Consider the following 15,187-nt stretch of genomic DNA (forward strand, 5'->3'; position numbering starts at 1 on the left):
ACTTCATTTATTTACTGCTGATATGACGTCAAGTATGGCTTGTTATTCATTGTTACAACAACTTACATCACTCTCTAGGAGGCACATTTTATAATGGATATTCGTGAAACTATTTTGCCCGGAATCGGAATGAAGTATCAGTTGGATGGGGCTAGTGGCGACCGGATTGTCGTGATCATTCACGATGACGGAAGACGAGAGCTGTATCACTTCGAATATGAGGATTTGGAGAAAAGCATCTCCATGATTACACTTGAGGACCAAGAGGCCCGTCACCTTGCAGCCATCATAGGTGGCATGACTTATAAGCCAAAGCAGCTTGAAAGTGTCGAGATGGCCTTTAACGATCTGATTATTGAATGGTATAAAATTGAACCACAATACGCTTCTGCTGGTAAATCGATCGGGGAGCTGAACGTTCGTCAGAACTCTGGTGTATCTGTCATTGTCGTGATGGAGGATCAGAAGACCAAGCACATCAATCCGGGACCGGATACGGTACTGAAAGCCAATTCTACAGTACTTGCGGTGGGCGAGCGGGATCAGCAGAAGCGCTTCAAACAAATTCTTATAAGTGGAGCGGGTGATTGAATGGACCATCTGATATTTGAAGTTGGTCTAGCGCTGGCGTTAATAGCGGCATCCGGTCTGCTCGCTGCCAAGCTGCGCTTCTCTGTAATTCCGTTTTATATCCTCATTGGAATGGCTGTCGGTCCCCATGCCATGCAAATCTGGCACCTTGACTTCAGATTCATTGAAAGCGAGCCCTTCATTGCGTTCATGGGCCGTATAGGTATATTGTTCCTGTTGTTCTATCTTGGATTGGAATTCTCGGTGGGACGTCTGATCAAGTCCGGACGTTCCATCGCCGTTGGCGGTACGATCTACATTGCCATTAACTTTACTCTGGGTCTGGCACTGGGCTTTGTAACAGGGTTCCCTGTTGCTGAAACCCTCGTTATAGCTGGTATTACCACGATTTCCTCCAGTGCGATTGCTGCCAAGGTATTGGTTGACCTTAAACGAACCGCGAATCCTGAGACTGAGATGATTCTAGGTATTATCATGTTCGAGGATGTATTCCTCGCCGTGTATATCTCCATTCTTTCCGGGCTCGTTCTGAGTAATTCCTCATCACTTGGGGGTGTGCTCCTGTCCGCATCGATTGCCCTCGGCTTCATGCTTGCACTGATTATCATTGGACGTAAGGCTGTTCCCCTACTAAATAAAGTCCTGAATATTCGGTCCAATGAATTGTTCTTGCTCGTTATTTTCGGCGCACTCTTCCTCGTGGCAGGCTTCTCTGAGACTATTCATGTTGCAGAAGCTATAGGTGCATTGCTCGTAGGACTCGTACTTGCCGAGACAGAGCATGCCAAGCGAATCGAGCATCTCATTATTCCATTTCGCGATTTCTTCGGTGCTGTGTTCTTCTTCAGCTTCGGACTATCCATTGATCCTCTCTCACTCGGAGGAACCGCCGTTTGGCTTGCCCTTGCAGCTGTAGTCGTTACACTGTTCGGAAACTTTACAGCCGGCATGCTGGCTGGACGAACGGCTGCTCTGTCGCCACTAGCCTCGGCAAACATAGGGTTGACCGTTGTAGCTCGCGGTGAATTCTCGATTATTATGGCGAATCTGGGACGTGAAGGTGGGCTTCTAGCTATTTTGCAGCCATTTGCTGCCATATATGTACTAATCCTTGCCATTATGGCACCAATATTGACCAAACAGTCAAAATCAATATTCAATGTCCTTAATAAAGTATTCCGATTCAAGGATCATCGGCCCAAGCGACAGGAAAGGGCCTGATCAGAACCCATCATATTTAACGGGGAGGTAAGGCTATGAAGCATCCTCCTGGGAAAGACGTCGAAGCTTCGTCGAAGTTCACCTCGTCATCCCTGAATCCGTATCCGTTACTGTATGCTATTGTTGGTGGAATTCTCGCTTCTGTCGGTCTGGAGCTATTCCTGCATCCGAATCAGATTGTAGTAGGCGGGATGACAGGTGTCTCCGCATTAATGTCACATGCTGCAGAAGTGAAGCTTGGATTATTTTTATTACTGTTGAATGTACCTCTTGTTAGTCTGTATCTGTACTTTGTTCGCAAATCCGGACCTTGGTATGCCTTTCCGGGATTGCTTGCCTTTGCAGGAACAGCGCTCCTGCTGGAGCCTGTCCCTGCCTTGAGTGAGCATACGATTATCGCTGCAGTCGTGGGCGGTATCACCCTTGGCTTTGGTGCTGGTCTCGTAGCACGTTCAGGAGGACTGCTGGATGCCTTGGAGTTGCGAGATGCTGAATTCCGTAGCAGCAGCCGGCTGATTATACTACATAAGAGTCTATCTATGGAGCAAATCGCGGCCCTGTTTCAAATTCTCGTACTTTCGGCAGCTGGCCTCATGCTGGGCTGGGAGCAGGCCTTATACTCAGCCGTTGCTTGTCTGGCTGCATTCGAGACGGCCCGATTCATGCTAACTGGTCTCTACCGCCATATGTATGTCAGAACTGCAGCCGCGACTGATACGAAGGCAGTTCTGCAAAGGATGCTGCATCTGGTTCCCGTTCCTGCCATCCCAGCAAGTGAGAAGACGGCTCTGATCCAGGATCAGGAGCAACATAACAGCGAATATGCTGCTTCTGGAGGCGAAAGCAACAATATCGTCTATAGGGTGCATGTTCTGGATTTGCCACGCTTCAGGGCGATGATTCGTGACCTGGACCCAGGTGCGGATATCGTTTTTGTGAGAAAGGCAGAGCGATCATAGCATTTTTACCGGGTGAATCAATTTCATATAACTTTAGCTGCTTCAATCAGAACTAGATATAGATCAAAAAAAGGTTTAATTTTGTATATATCTAGTTACAAAAATCAATGTTGAATGAGTTAAGAAATTGATTTGGGTACAGAATAATAGCTGTTCTTGAGTAATTGTAATGGAAGATTAAGTGAACGGAAGCTTAATATTAGAACACAAAAAAGCTTGTGCAGTAAGATGAATGATGATCGTCATTCTCTTACCTGCACAAGCTTTTTGGTATTATTCAGTCCGAAAGTGGTTTGTATTAATTTTGCATGATAAAGTCGCGTTCTGCCTGCTTCGATCCATCAAACATACGCAGGATGTCATAGCGTGTATTCCGTTGAGCCGGAGTATTACCTGTCTCACGAATGAGTTGCAGTATCGAATCGATGTTCACCTTATAGGTAGCGCCCGCGGCCGATACGACATTCTCCTCAATCATGGTGCTGCCAAAGTCATCACAGCCATAGCGCAACGAGAGCTTGCCGATCTCAGGTCCCATCGTGACCCAAGAGGACTGCAGATGCTTGATATTATCAAGAACAATCCGACTGATTGCTACAGTCTTCAAGTATTCCTCGGGTGTCTGTCTCTCCAGCTTCAGGTTCGTATTATCCGGCTGGAACGTCCACGGGATGAATGCGAGGAAGCCCTCGGAATCGTATTTGTTGGCAATGCACTCATCTTGGGCATCACGTACCCGCATCAGATGCAGCGCGCGCTCCTCCATGGATTCGCCCAAGCCAATAACCATCGTAGCAGTCGTGTTCATGCCAATGCGATGAGCTGTCTTCATCACGTCCATCCAATCTGTCCAGGAGCCCTTCAGTCGGCTGATCTTACGCCGCGTCCGGTCATCGAGAATTTCCGCCCCACCACCTGGCAGCGAATCCAGACCCGCTTCATGAATTTGCCGGATCACCTCTTCCAGTGTCAGGCCGTCCGAGACCTCCTTCATTTTCTGAATCTCAGCCGGAGAGAAGGAGTGCATCGTAATATCCGGGAAACGTTCCTTAATTCGTCTCAGTAGATCCGTGTAATAGCTGAACGGCAAATTGGGGTTCGTTCCCCCTTGCATCAGAATTTCGGTTCCATTCACATCCTGTGTCTCTTGAATCTTCTGGAAGATCAATTCATCTGGCAGTACATATCCCTCGTCCGAGCCTGGACGGCGGTAAAAGGCGCAGAATCGGCAGTATACATCACAGACATTGGTATAGTTAATATTACGGCCAATTACGAAGGTCTTGATCGGGTCTGGATGCATCCGATTCATGATGACATTCGCTGCCTCCCCAATCTTCTCTACCTCATTGGATTCAAATAATGCAATGGTGTCCTCTAGATTCATACGCTCGCCCCGCAGAGCTTTATCTAAGATACGATCAATCGTACTCATTCTTAGGTGCCTCCTATCCTGTATTCCATAACTGAAAAATAAATTAGAACTGTGACGCTATCTACAATGCAACCTATGATATATGAAAACTTTCTTACTATTCTCCATCGTAACACAGGTCGAATGTGAAAAACAGCACCTTATCTAGGTGCTGTCCGAAAATTCATAAAATTAATACTATAAATAAATAAGATTCAAATACGCTCAGCACTACTAACTGAGAGCCTGATCCAGGTCCTTGATCAAATCTTCAATACCCTCCAGCCCCACAGAGAAACGAAGTAATCCATCTGTGATGCCGCGTTCCTTGCGAACCTCTGGAGGCATTGCTGCATGGGACATCATTGTCGGATAGGACAGGATACTCTCTACAGCACCCAGACTGACGGCTACAATCGGTAGCTGTACCTTGTTCAGGACCTGCTTGGCTCGCTCACCGCTACCCACATCAAATGATACTACTGCACCATAGCCGCTCGATTGCCGCTCATGAATGTCCCGGCCCGGATGGTTGGCCAGCCCAGGATAGTACACGGCAGAAATATCTGAGCGCTGACTGAGCCACTCAGCCAGCCTTGCCGTACTCTTCTCACTGTGCACCATCCGCGCTTCCAGCGTCTTCATTCCCCGCATCAGCAGCCAGGATTCCTGTGCTCCCAGTACCGTGCCTAGCCCGTTCTGCAGGCGTTTCAGTTCCTTAGCGAGCTCTTCTGTACGAGCTACAGCGAGTCCTGCCAGCACGTCACTGTGACCTCCCAAGAATTTCGTAGCACTGTGCAGTACAATATCTACACCCAATTCCAGCGGCCGCTGATAGTATGGTGTCATAAACGTATTGTCCAGGAACGTAATGAGTCCATATTCCTTCGCCCAGGCAGTTACTGCCGCAATATCGGTAATCTTGAGCGTCGGGTTGGATGGGGTCTCCATATAGACTGCCTTGGTATTCGGTCGATAGGCGGACTTGACCTGATCCAGATTAGTCATGTCCACGAACGTTGTCTCAATATTCATGCGACTCAGAATCGTGGTCAGCAGTCGGTAAGTACCGCCATAGACGTCCTCTGTCACAATGATATGATCTCCCGCCGAGAGCATCATGAAGGAGCTGGAGATTGCAGCCATACCTGAGGCGTACGCGAAGCCCTGAACACCGCCTTCCAGGAGTGCAATATAGTCCTCCAGTGCCTGACGGGTTGGATTGCCCGAACGGCTGTAATCATGTACTGGCGGATTAAAAATATCATGATGATGAAACGTAGACGCTTGATAGATGGGCACACTCGATGCCCCGGTCGTCTTATCAATCTCGGAGCCAAAATGGAGCAGCTTCGTACCGAAATCCAGTGCTGCGCGATCCTTGCCTGTATTTCTGTTATCCTCTGCCGTCATTCCGCATTCCCCTCCTCAACCTCACGACGCGCGGCCTCCAGTGCCTGCCCCAGATCCTGAATCAGATCATCAGCATGCTCAATACCAACGGAGAAGCGCAGCAAGCGATCATCGACCCCAACAGCCTCACGGATCTCCAATGGAATGTCAGCATGCGTCTGAACTGCTGGATAAGTCATCAAGGATTCCACTCCTCCAAGACTCTCTGCGAAGGCAATCAGGCGAATATGTCTCAGGAGTGGTTCTACATGGCGAGCATCGGTTACTTTAAAGGAGAAGATGCCTGTATTGCCACTGGACTGCTTGGACTGGATATCATGTCCTGGATGATCAGCAAGTCCCGGATGGAATACCTCGGCCACAGCCGGGTGTGTAAGCAGATAATTGGCAATCTTCAGAGAGTTGTACTCATGGCGCTCCATACGAAGAGCGAGGGTCTTCATCCCTTTCATGAGCTGATAAGAATCGCTAGGTGACAGCACCGCGCCAATGGAGTTATGAAGGAAGGCCATTTCCTCGGATAGCTCCTTGCCCTTCGTGACGATCAGGCCTGCCAGTACGTCGTTATGTCCACCCAAATATTTGGTTGCACTGTGAATTACAATGTCTGCTCCCAGCTCTAACGGACGTTGGAAATACGGTGTGAGCAGGGTGTTATCCACGATGGTTAATAGCTCATGCCGCTTCGCCCAGGAGGTGACTCTTTCAATATCTGTAATCATCATCAGCGGATTTGTTGGCGTCTCAATGAATACTGCCTTGGTGTTCTCCCGTCTGGATTGCTCCAGAGCATCGATATCATTCGTATCCACATAGGTTGCTGTTACGCCGAACTTGGACAAGATCCGCTCCAACAAACGATAAGTTCCTCCATACAGATCGAGCGATACAATCAGGTGATCACCTTGTCCGAATAACGAGAATATCGTCTGCAGCGCAGCCATCCCAGAAGCACAGGCAAAGCCAGCATCCCCAGACTCCAGCTGTGCAGCCGCCTCCTCCAATACTTTGCGCGTAGGATTGGTCGTACGAATGTAGTCAAAGCCCGTGCTCTGTCCAAGACGTGGGTGGCGAAATGCGGTAGCTTGGTAGATCGGGAAATTCACCGCTCCTGTCTTCGGGTCGTTAATGGAACCAATTTGTGCCAGCCTGCTCTCGATCTTCAACTCTCTGTCATCCATATGAAATCCTCCTGTCACCTGTATGAATTTTCTATGATTATACTATTTATTCTGGTTAAATCTGAGGTCCGATATCGTATGGAGTCTCTTGGTACACATAATAATTCAACCAGTTGGAGAACAGCAAGTTCGCATGGGCACGCCATACAGACGGTGGTGTGCGGGTCGGATCGTCTTTTGGAAAATAGTTATACGGCAGCTTGACCTCAAGCCCTTTGGCCACATCACGGTCATACTCCCACTTCAAGGACAACGGATCATATTCTGAATGACCCGTCACGAAAATCTGCTTGCCGTCCTTGGTGGCAACGATATATACGCCCGCATCCTCCGAGTAGGACAGTAGCTCCAGTTCTTCAATGGATACAATGTCTTCACGCCGAACCTCGGTGTGCCGGGAATGAGGAGCATAGAACAGCTCGTCGAACCCGCGAAGCAGCTTCACATGGGACTTCTCAACACTATGCGAGAATACGCCGAAGCATTTGTCCTCCAGTGGATACTTAGGAACACCAAAATGATGGTATAGACCCGCCTGTGAAGCCCAACATATGTGCATGGTTGATGTCACATTCGTCTTCGTCCAGTCGAAGATTCGCTGGATTTCATCCCAATAGTTCACATCCTCAAAATCAAGCTGTTCCACCGGAGCCCCTGTAATAATCATGCCGTCAAATCGGGTATTGCGAATCTCATCGAAGGTCTTATAGAACATATCCAGATATTCCTGGGACGTATTCTTCGATACGTGCGATTGAGGGTGAACCAGCGTTACATCTACCTGCAACGGGGTATTACCGATCAATCGCAGCAATTGGGTCTCGGTTGTTTCTTTGGTTGGCATCAAATTGAGTATCGCAATGCGGAGCGGACGAATATCCTGATGGTAAGCTAAGCTTTCGTCCATGACGAAAATGTTCTCTCCTGCCAAAATCTCTTTGGCTGGTAACGTGTCGGGAATCTTGATGGGCATGTGCCCTCTCCTCCTTCGTATAATGAAATTAATCTGAGTTGTGAGCTGCGAGGATTAAAAAAAATGACCCTTCCCAAAGTTTCGAGAAAGGTCATGTTTATACTCCATATACGCCTCTCTCATCTCTCAGACATGTCATCATAATGACATGCTGCAAGAATTAGCACCGTGCGACGTATCGCCGGTTGCCGGGCTTCATCGGGCTAGTCCCTCCACCTGCTCTTGATAAGAAATTGACTTGATTCATGCTTATTCAATTAGTAATGCAATCAGTAATTCAATTACATTCATCATACTTGTTCATAATTATACACATATTGTTCTGTTGTGCAAGAAGAACGTGTGATTTGGCCCTTGAAAGCCGCAGGTGTCGAAGGTTATACTATACAAGTGCTATGGACTAGAGTCCTTGTACACATACTAATTCCAGATGAGGGGTGACATCATAATGGAAGGCGACCCGAGCTCGAACAGGCGGACGAACCTAGATAACTATATAGGAATGAGCCTTGCTTGCCGGAGACGGGATACCTATGCCTGCCCAGGCTTCTTAATTGATGTCGGTGCCCGTATGTAATCTGGTCCATGCATCGCTCATTTCTTATGTGATTGACAACCGCTCGTGGCGGGAACATAAGGAGTGATTACGATGAAAATTCGTTTGGTACAGAACGGGGTCTTTACCCCTATTGATGATATTGCTATGACCGTTACACCACCTGAGGAAGGCTTCTTTTGGATCGATGCAGATGTCGATGATCTGATTGTGCTGCAGCCCCTGTTCTCCATGCATGATCTGGCTGTGGAGGACTGTCTCAGCGAAGAGGAACAGCGCCCCAAAATCGAGATTTACGAGAGCCATTATTTTATTGTTGTAAATAGCATTCGCTTTGATGATGAGGAAATCTTCCTGCGTGCACTCAATATTTTTCTCGGAAGACATTTCATAATTACCGTGACCAAGCAGAAGATCAATGAGCTTCGGATGCTGAAGCCGATTCTATGGGAGCAGGAGGTTCATCAGCCTGACCGTTTCATGTACCTGCTCATTGACTTAATCGTTGATAATTACTTCACGGTCGGTGATCGTATCGAGGTGCGCATCGAGAAGCTGGAGGAAGATATCCTCATGCATACGAAGAAGACGCATCTGAATGAAATCATTGGACTCCGAAGTGAGATTTTGTGGTTGAAGAAGGTACTTGGTCCACAGAAGGAAGTTATCAATACCCTGAATAAACGTGATTTGCGTCTCATTGATGATCAATTACAGAAGTATTTCAGCGACATTTATGAAAATGCGGTAAAAATTTCCGAAACCTTTGAAACCTATCGCGATCTGATGGGCAACCTTCGAGAAGCTTATCAGTCAAGTATTGCGAATCGTGCGAATGAAATCATGCGCGTATTTACAGCCATTACGACGATCTTCATCCCATTAACACTGATTACAGGTATATACGGAATGAACTTCGACAACATGCCTGAGCTGCATACACAGCATGGTTATTATGTAGTGATCGGACTTATGGTGCTCTTAGGAACCATCATGTATCTCATCTTCCGCAAGAAGGACTGGATTTGAAAGAAACGATACAGGACGGACAGCTGCTCTAGCTGAATCCGTCCTTTTTATTTAGCTGATCACGCTTGATTCATTCATTGGCAAGCTACAATCGGTCGGCCGGTTCTCCTGTACCGAATCCGAATCAGACGCAATCGCTCATAACGATCACTATTACGCACCTCAGCATGCTGCTCGGTCCCATATACTTTATGCAGTACGGGCTTGAGGTATTGATCCCCCAGCTCTTCGTAGGCTGACCAGACGGCATGCTGCTCATCCTCAGACATCGGTGTCAGCTCCTGCATGATCAATGGCTCCAGATTACAGCCGTCACGTGCCAGCTCCTCTAGTAAATCCAACAGTTCACGCCGTGGCAAGCCCGTGCTCTGCCCGAGCTTCTCCAGTCCCTGACCATCAGCTATTCCTTGTAGCACGCATCTTCGTTGGTTGAATTGATCCAGCTCCAATTTATATTTAAGCTCCTTCTGCTTGTAGCTCCAATTCGCGAATAGCTGCGGATCCAGTTCCTCCTGAACCCAGTCCAGTGGAAATGATCGCAGCTGCTCCGCACGAGCCGTCAGCTCCAGAATTTCCTTGCCATAGGCCACCAGCTTGCTATCTCCCATCCCTGGTAGCTCTAATAGCTCAGAATCCGTTCTCGGGACAAATGCGCTGATCAATCGTAACAGACGGTTGCCAGCAATCATATAGGGGGCACGCTGATCACGTGCAGATCGGCTACGCCGCCAAGCAACTAGCTCTGCGTATAGCTGTTCATTGCTATGCAGCTCACTGTAACAATACAGCTGCTGAATCGCTTTGACACGTCCGCTACTCTCATCATGCTCATGAAAAACTCCCTCTAACAAAGGTCGATATCCAGCTGACAGCTTCTGCGCAAGCTGATAGCGGTAGATGCATAGCAGCTCCGACCAATTCCCACCTTCATACCAGATTTCGTTTTCTTCCTCTCTCGCATCCTCACTCCAGCCTGTACTCCATAGTCCGTCCTGCTCTCCAATCCAGATCTGGGCGAATGCTTCCGCCTCTTGGCCATCGTCCTTGTGCAGCCTGTTCAAGAATACAATCTCCATGTCGTTCGTTCCTCCTGTTCACACATCAAAATATATACAGATAAGCACAAAAAAAGCACCTCCCCTGCCATTGGCAAGAAAGGTGCTTCCCTTATCATTCCGTGCTGTTCTGTTACTGTAATAATACTCTGTTCATGTCCAATCGTCAAACGTTAGCGTGCAAGATTTGCCAGAGCCAATGCCCCGGCCAGTCCAGCGTTGTCGCCAAGGCCTGGAGGTACGATATATTGATCAATATCCGTAGTCAGTGCTGCATGCTGTACATATCCGTTCAACAGCTCCTGCAGCTTGGTGCGGATGAGCGGGAACAACTGCTCCTGCTTCATCACACCACCACCCATAATAATCTTTTGTGGTGACAAAATAAGTACATAATTCATCAATGCCTGTGCCAGGTAATAGGCTTCCATCTCCCAGGCAGGGTGATCTGCAGACAGTTCCGCTCCCTGCACATTCCAACGTCTGCCAAGCGACGGGCCAGCCGCCAGTCCCTCCAGACAATCCTTATGGTATGGGCAAGTTCCTTCATAGGAGTCATCCGGATGACGGCGCACGACAATATGTCCCATCTCCGGATGTGACAGGCCGTGTAGTATCTTGCCGCCGACTACAGCGCCTACACCGATTCCTGTGCCCACCGTAATGTAGATACAGTTGTCCGTGCCCTTGGCTGCTCCCCAAGTGGACTCACCTAGAGCCGCACCGTTAACATCGGTATCGAAATTCATCGGCACGTCAAAATGCTCCTTCAGCTTGCCGATCAGATTGTAATTTCCCCAATGCGGCTTCGGAGTCGTAGTAATGTAACCATATGTATGACTGCCCACAATCGGGTCGATCGGACCGAAGGAGCCAACACCGATGGCTTCGACTTGTTTTCCCGTAAAATAATCAACGACCAGCTTCATCGTCTCTTCCGGTGTAGTCGTCGGAAAGCTGACCCGTTCCAGTACCTCGCCCTGCTCATTTCCAATTCCACACACAAATTTGGTACCGCCTGCTTCAATGGCTCCCAATACCTTCATTCTATCGTTCCCCTTCCCCTGCTACTCGCTTGTACAATGAATCCTTCCAGCTGCCTGACAAGGCATCCAGCTCCATCAGCGCCCTGGCTTGCTCCAGATCATTCTTCTCCAGGTACTTAATTCGGTTGGCTCTCATCACCGTAAATGGATGCTGAGGCCGATCCAATAGATGTAATGAATCTCCCCGCGCGACCTCGCCTTCCTCCAGCACTCTGAAATAATAACCGGTATACCCGGTTGATTGGAAGCGAAGCGGCAGCTCCTTCCAATCATACCGAGCCGCCAGCTTGAAGCAAGGCTGCCTTGGCTGACTCACCTGTACTACGGCTTGTCCAATACGGAAGATATCTCCAATATACACATCGTCCTCAACGGCTCCTTGAAGAGATAAATTCTCCCCGAAAGCACCGAAGGTGAGCTGTCGCCCCATCTCTTGTTCGAATAAGGCATAGCGGTCGATATCGTAGATACATACAGCCTTATCAGGACCTCCATGGTTAATGAGGTCCGCCTGTCCGTCCCCCGCAAGACCAGTATGGGTCAGCATCACCGGATGCTGTACCGGCTTTTTATAAATACCGCTTAGTATCTGCTTATCACCATACTGCAGCGGTGATGGCATACTCACATTCACCGAGATGACTTTAGCATCAAGCCCAGTCACATGCTCCCCTCCCTATGAGCCTACAGCCACGCCCATCAAGCTGCACAAGCTCTTCATTTCCAACTGTTCGAACTTCTCAAGCACCAGTGCTGGATCAAGCTGAAGTACGCTGCTATCCAGTGAACAAGCAACAGGCACCTCACAGTGAATCCGTGCCAGTGTCCGTGAGAGATGCAGCATCTCCAGATCGCTCTCAATCTTCTTTCGAACCGATGGAGTCAGCTCATCAAGGCGGCTTAACAGGACATCAATCGAACCGAATTCCTGTATTAACTTCAGTGCAGTCTTCTCGCCAATGCCGCGGACGCCAGGATAGTTATCGCTGGTATCACCCATGAGTCCTTTCAGATCAATAATTTGCTGCGGCTGAAGTCCCTTCTCCTCTACCAAGGAATCTGGGGTATAGAGCTTATAGTTGCCATGCCCTTTTTTCATAATAATGACCGACACACGCTCATCCACCAGCTGCAGCAGATCATGATCGCCGGAGAGAACCAGCACGTTCATTTCTTCTTCACGGCTGTAGTGCTTCGCCAAGGTACCAATACAGTCATCGGCTTCATAGCCTGCCGCGCTGATGTTGGGAATACCTAGACTGTCCACCACCTCACGAATCAGACTGAATTGAGGGACCAGGTCCTCTGGTGCCGAAGGTCGGTTGCCCTTGTAAGCTGTGAACTGCTCTCCACGAAAGGTCTGTCCTTCCATATCCCAGCAGCAGACCACATGTGAAGGTTCATAGGTCTGAACCGCATCCCAAAAATAACGTATAAAGCCGTAAACGGCATTCGTAGGCACCCCATCACGGGTTCTGCGGATATAACCGCTTGAGGCTGTCGCGTAATACGCACGAAACAGCAGTGCCATACCATCTACGAGCATTACGGATTGCTGTTGCTTCACTTCTTGTTCCGCTCCTATTCCTGTAATATTTCATCCAAGTATAGCATACCTCGTATAAGAACGGCGTGACTTCCAGTAAATGCACTGGGTAAATGCACTGGGTAAATGCACTCGGCTTGCAGCATATGCATAATCAGGCTAGTCAAGCTGGTCAGCAGGCGACTAGCACAGCCTTATAGCTCGAACTATGCCTTGCTCCATACCTCGGTGAAGGTTTCCTCCTTGAAGCCCACCGTAACCTGATCCCCATCTGTGACGATCGGCCTCTTGATCAGCCTTCCATTGGAGGCAAGCAAGGCCAGCTGCTCTTCCCGGCTCATGCCAGGTAGCTTGTCCTTCAGCTGAAGCTCCTTGTAGACCTCTCCACTCGTGTTGAAGAACTTCTTAAGCTCCAGACCGCTCTTGGCAACGAGCAGGGCTAACTCCTCCACACCTGGTGGTTGGTCAAAAATAGGGCGAAGCTCCAGCTCGTGATCCTGCTCCCTCAACCATTTGACTGCCTTCCGACAGGTCCCGCATTTATCATATTGATAGACGATCAAGTTACTCATAATATCCCTCCAGTTACATTCCATCGCTGATCGGGGCCTTCAACAGACCCACTTAATCTTTGCTATTACTATTACTATTACTATTACTATTACTATTACTATTACTATTACTATTCAAATACCGTTCCAGGCTTGCCATGTCCTCGGGTAACGGTGCCTGGAATACGAGTCGCTCTCGGGTAATCGGATGCTCCAGTACCAGCTTGGAGGCATGCAGTGCATGTCTCTCGATGCGCATGTCCAGAACCTCGAACGCCAAGCTCTCCGGTGAATCGGCAGCCATTGGCCTGTGCTTGTACATCTTGTCTCCGATCAGCGAGCACCCCAAATGCGTCATATGCACTCGAATCTGATGTGTACGACCACTCTCCAGCTTCAGAGATACCTTGCTCGCTGCCGCCCACTGCTGCTCTACCTGATATTTGGTCAGCGCAGGATAGCCTGTTGGCGTCACGATGCGTCGATGCGGCTCCTCCGGATCACGATCAATAGGCCCGTCCAGCATTCCGGTAGGATGCGGCGGGCTGCCATGTACGAACGCTGTATACAGCTTATCTACTGTGCCTGCAATCATCTGCTCCGAGATGTGCTGGTGCACATAAGGATTCTTCGCAATCGCAAGCGCCCCGCTCGTCTCCTGATCAAGCCGATGAACCGGTCTGAAGCGGTAAGCAAGCCCCTGTTCACGCCAGTAGTGAACAATTCCATTAGCCAGTGTCCCCGTGTAGTGACCATGCGTCGGATGCACGATCAGACCCGCAGCCTTGTTCACAACCAGCAAATGCTCATCCTCGTACAAAATGTCGAACGGTATGGGCTCAGGCAAAATGTCCTCCGATACCTCCTGTTCCATCCGAAGCTGAATGAGATCCCCCGTAGATACACGCACACTGATGTATACCCGCTCTCCGTTCAGCATAATCCCCTGCTCCGTCATCTTGAGACGGGAGAGGAGCTTGCGGGATACGCCCATACGCTTCTGTAAAATCGTCTTGAGCAGTAATCCGTTCTCCTCCGGGGATACTATATATTCAATTGGCTTGTAATACAGTGTCATTTTTTTCTCCCGAACACCTTTTTGCTCCGCAAGTACTCCACATCGGGAAAACCAAGCCGTACATTCGCAGTACGCGCTAGTACGAAGAAATAATCGGATAGCCGATTCAGATACATTCTTACAGCCGGATTAATGTCGGTATGCGCTCCAAGTGTAACTGCCCGACGTTCCGCACGGCGACACACTGTTCTGCACACATGCAGCGTCGATGAGAGCTGGCTCCCACCAGGAATAATAAAGCGCTCTACCTTCGGATTCTCCTCCTCACAACGGTCAATCCATTGCTCCAGACGTGCTGCCATTTCGTCCTTCACCTTGTACTTGCTCTCATTCAGCTTGACGAACGCCAGATCAGACCCGCAATCGAACAGCTCCTGCTGGATCTCCTGCAGCTGCTCACGCACATCCTGAAACAACTCGCCTTCAGCAAAGCTAATAGCCTGTCCAACAAAGCTGTTCAATTCGTCTATCGTGCCATAAGCCTCGACGCGGTCATCATCCTTGCGGACTCGTCCTCCGATCACCGAGGTCTGTCCTTCATCACCTGTACGTGTATATACTCCCACTGTCCATC

15 protein-coding genes and 1 riboswitch are annotated in these 15,187 nt (G+C 49.0%); of the genes, 4 read left to right on the forward strand and 11 right to left on the reverse strand.

All coding sequences use genetic code 11. The features are described 5' to 3' along the window. Positions 1-93 precede the first annotated feature (93 nt). From K331_RS0105365 to K331_RS0105375, 3 genes are read left to right on the forward strand one after another with little or no spacing between them, the layout of a single operon-like run. On the forward strand, positions 94-591 hold the full coding sequence (locus K331_RS0105365) for a cation:proton antiporter regulatory subunit (RefSeq protein WP_025680904.1): 498 nt from the start codon (positions 94-96) through the stop codon (positions 589-591). Then, on the forward strand, positions 592-1,812 hold the full coding sequence (locus K331_RS0105370; protein WP_028589485.1) for a cation:proton antiporter: 1,221 nt from the start codon (positions 592-594) through the stop codon (positions 1,810-1,812). A 35-nt stretch (positions 1,813-1,847) separates the two neighbouring features. After that, on the forward strand, positions 1,848-2,771 hold the full coding sequence (locus tag K331_RS0105375; protein ID WP_051289651.1) for a YitT family protein: 924 nt from the start codon (positions 1,848-1,850) through the stop codon (positions 2,769-2,771). 298 nt (positions 2,772-3,069) lie between these two features. Here K331_RS0105375 and mqnC read toward each other — a convergent pair whose 3' ends face one another. The 4 genes from mqnC to metA form a co-directional block, all read right to left on the reverse strand. Then, the gene (gene mqnC, locus K331_RS0105380) at positions 3,070-4,206 is read right to left on the reverse strand and encodes a cyclic dehypoxanthinyl futalosine synthase (protein ID WP_018887837.1); all 1,137 of its coding nucleotides are present in this window, start codon (positions 4,204-4,206) and stop codon (positions 3,070-3,072) included. A 213-nt stretch (positions 4,207-4,419) separates the two neighbouring features. Further along, a complete protein-coding gene (locus K331_RS0105385; protein ID WP_028589487.1) occupies positions 4,420-5,598 on the reverse strand; it encodes an aminotransferase class I/II-fold pyridoxal phosphate-dependent enzyme in 1,179 nt (392 codons plus the stop codon). Next, entirely contained in the window at positions 5,595-6,779 is a 1,185-nt protein-coding gene (locus tag K331_RS0105390) for an aminotransferase class I/II-fold pyridoxal phosphate-dependent enzyme (protein WP_028589488.1), read from the reverse strand. Before K331_RS0105390 ends, K331_RS0105385 begins: the two co-directional genes overlap by 4 nt. 55 nt (positions 6,780-6,834) lie before the next feature. Then, the gene (metA, locus tag K331_RS0105395) at positions 6,835-7,752 is read right to left on the reverse strand and encodes a homoserine O-acetyltransferase MetA (protein ID WP_028589489.1); all 918 of its coding nucleotides are present in this window, start codon (positions 7,750-7,752) and stop codon (positions 6,835-6,837) included. Between the two features lie 116 nt (positions 7,753-7,868). Next, positions 7,869-7,984, reverse strand: a riboswitch (SAM riboswitch). Between the two features lie 417 nt (positions 7,985-8,401). Here metA and corA point away from each other — a divergent pair. Further along, positions 8,402-9,337, forward strand: coding sequence for a magnesium/cobalt transporter CorA (gene corA, locus K331_RS0105400; RefSeq protein ID WP_018887833.1), 936 nt, complete (start codon positions 8,402-8,404; stop codon positions 9,335-9,337). A gap of 74 nt (positions 9,338-9,411) precedes the next feature. On the opposite strand, the gene K331_RS0105405 is transcribed toward corA, so the two are convergent. From K331_RS0105405 to K331_RS0105435, 7 genes are all read right to left on the reverse strand, one after another. After that, positions 9,412-10,413, reverse strand: a complete 1,002-nt coding sequence (locus tag K331_RS0105405) for an HRDC domain-containing protein (RefSeq protein ID WP_028589490.1) — start codon at positions 10,411-10,413, stop codon at positions 9,412-9,414. 152 nt (positions 10,414-10,565) lie between these two features. Continuing rightward, complete coding sequence (locus K331_RS0105410) at positions 10,566-11,438, reverse strand: ROK family protein (RefSeq protein ID WP_018887831.1); 873 nt, start codon at positions 11,436-11,438, stop codon at positions 10,566-10,568. Position 11,439: 1 nt separating this feature from the next. Then, a complete protein-coding gene (locus K331_RS0105415) occupies positions 11,440-12,060 on the reverse strand; it encodes an MOSC domain-containing protein (RefSeq protein WP_051289677.1) in 621 nt (206 codons plus the stop codon). A gap of 54 nt (positions 12,061-12,114) precedes the next feature. Beyond that, on the reverse strand, positions 12,115-12,984 hold the full coding sequence (locus K331_RS0105420) for a 5'-3' exonuclease (protein WP_036634306.1): 870 nt from the start codon (positions 12,982-12,984) through the stop codon (positions 12,115-12,117). A gap of 206 nt (positions 12,985-13,190) precedes the next feature. Beyond that, complete coding sequence (locus tag K331_RS0105425; protein WP_028589493.1) at positions 13,191-13,556, reverse strand: arsenate reductase family protein; 366 nt, start codon at positions 13,554-13,556, stop codon at positions 13,191-13,193. 52 nt (positions 13,557-13,608) lie between these two features. After that, positions 13,609-14,613 (reverse strand): RluA family pseudouridine synthase, encoded by a 1,005-nt coding sequence (locus K331_RS28985; protein WP_051289653.1) that lies wholly within the window; start codon positions 14,611-14,613, stop codon positions 13,609-13,611. Beyond that, the gene (locus K331_RS0105435; RefSeq protein WP_028589494.1) at positions 14,610-15,179 is read right to left on the reverse strand and encodes a cob(I)yrinic acid a,c-diamide adenosyltransferase; all 570 of its coding nucleotides are present in this window, start codon (positions 15,177-15,179) and stop codon (positions 14,610-14,612) included. Before K331_RS0105435 ends, K331_RS28985 begins: the two co-directional genes overlap by 4 nt. Between the last annotated feature and the right edge of the window lie 8 nt (positions 15,180-15,187).

The organism is Paenibacillus massiliensis subsp. panacisoli DSM 21345, assembly GCF_000426545.1.
In the GTDB taxonomy this organism is placed as follows: Bacteria; Bacillota; Bacilli; order Paenibacillales; family Paenibacillaceae; genus Paenibacillus; species Paenibacillus panacisoli.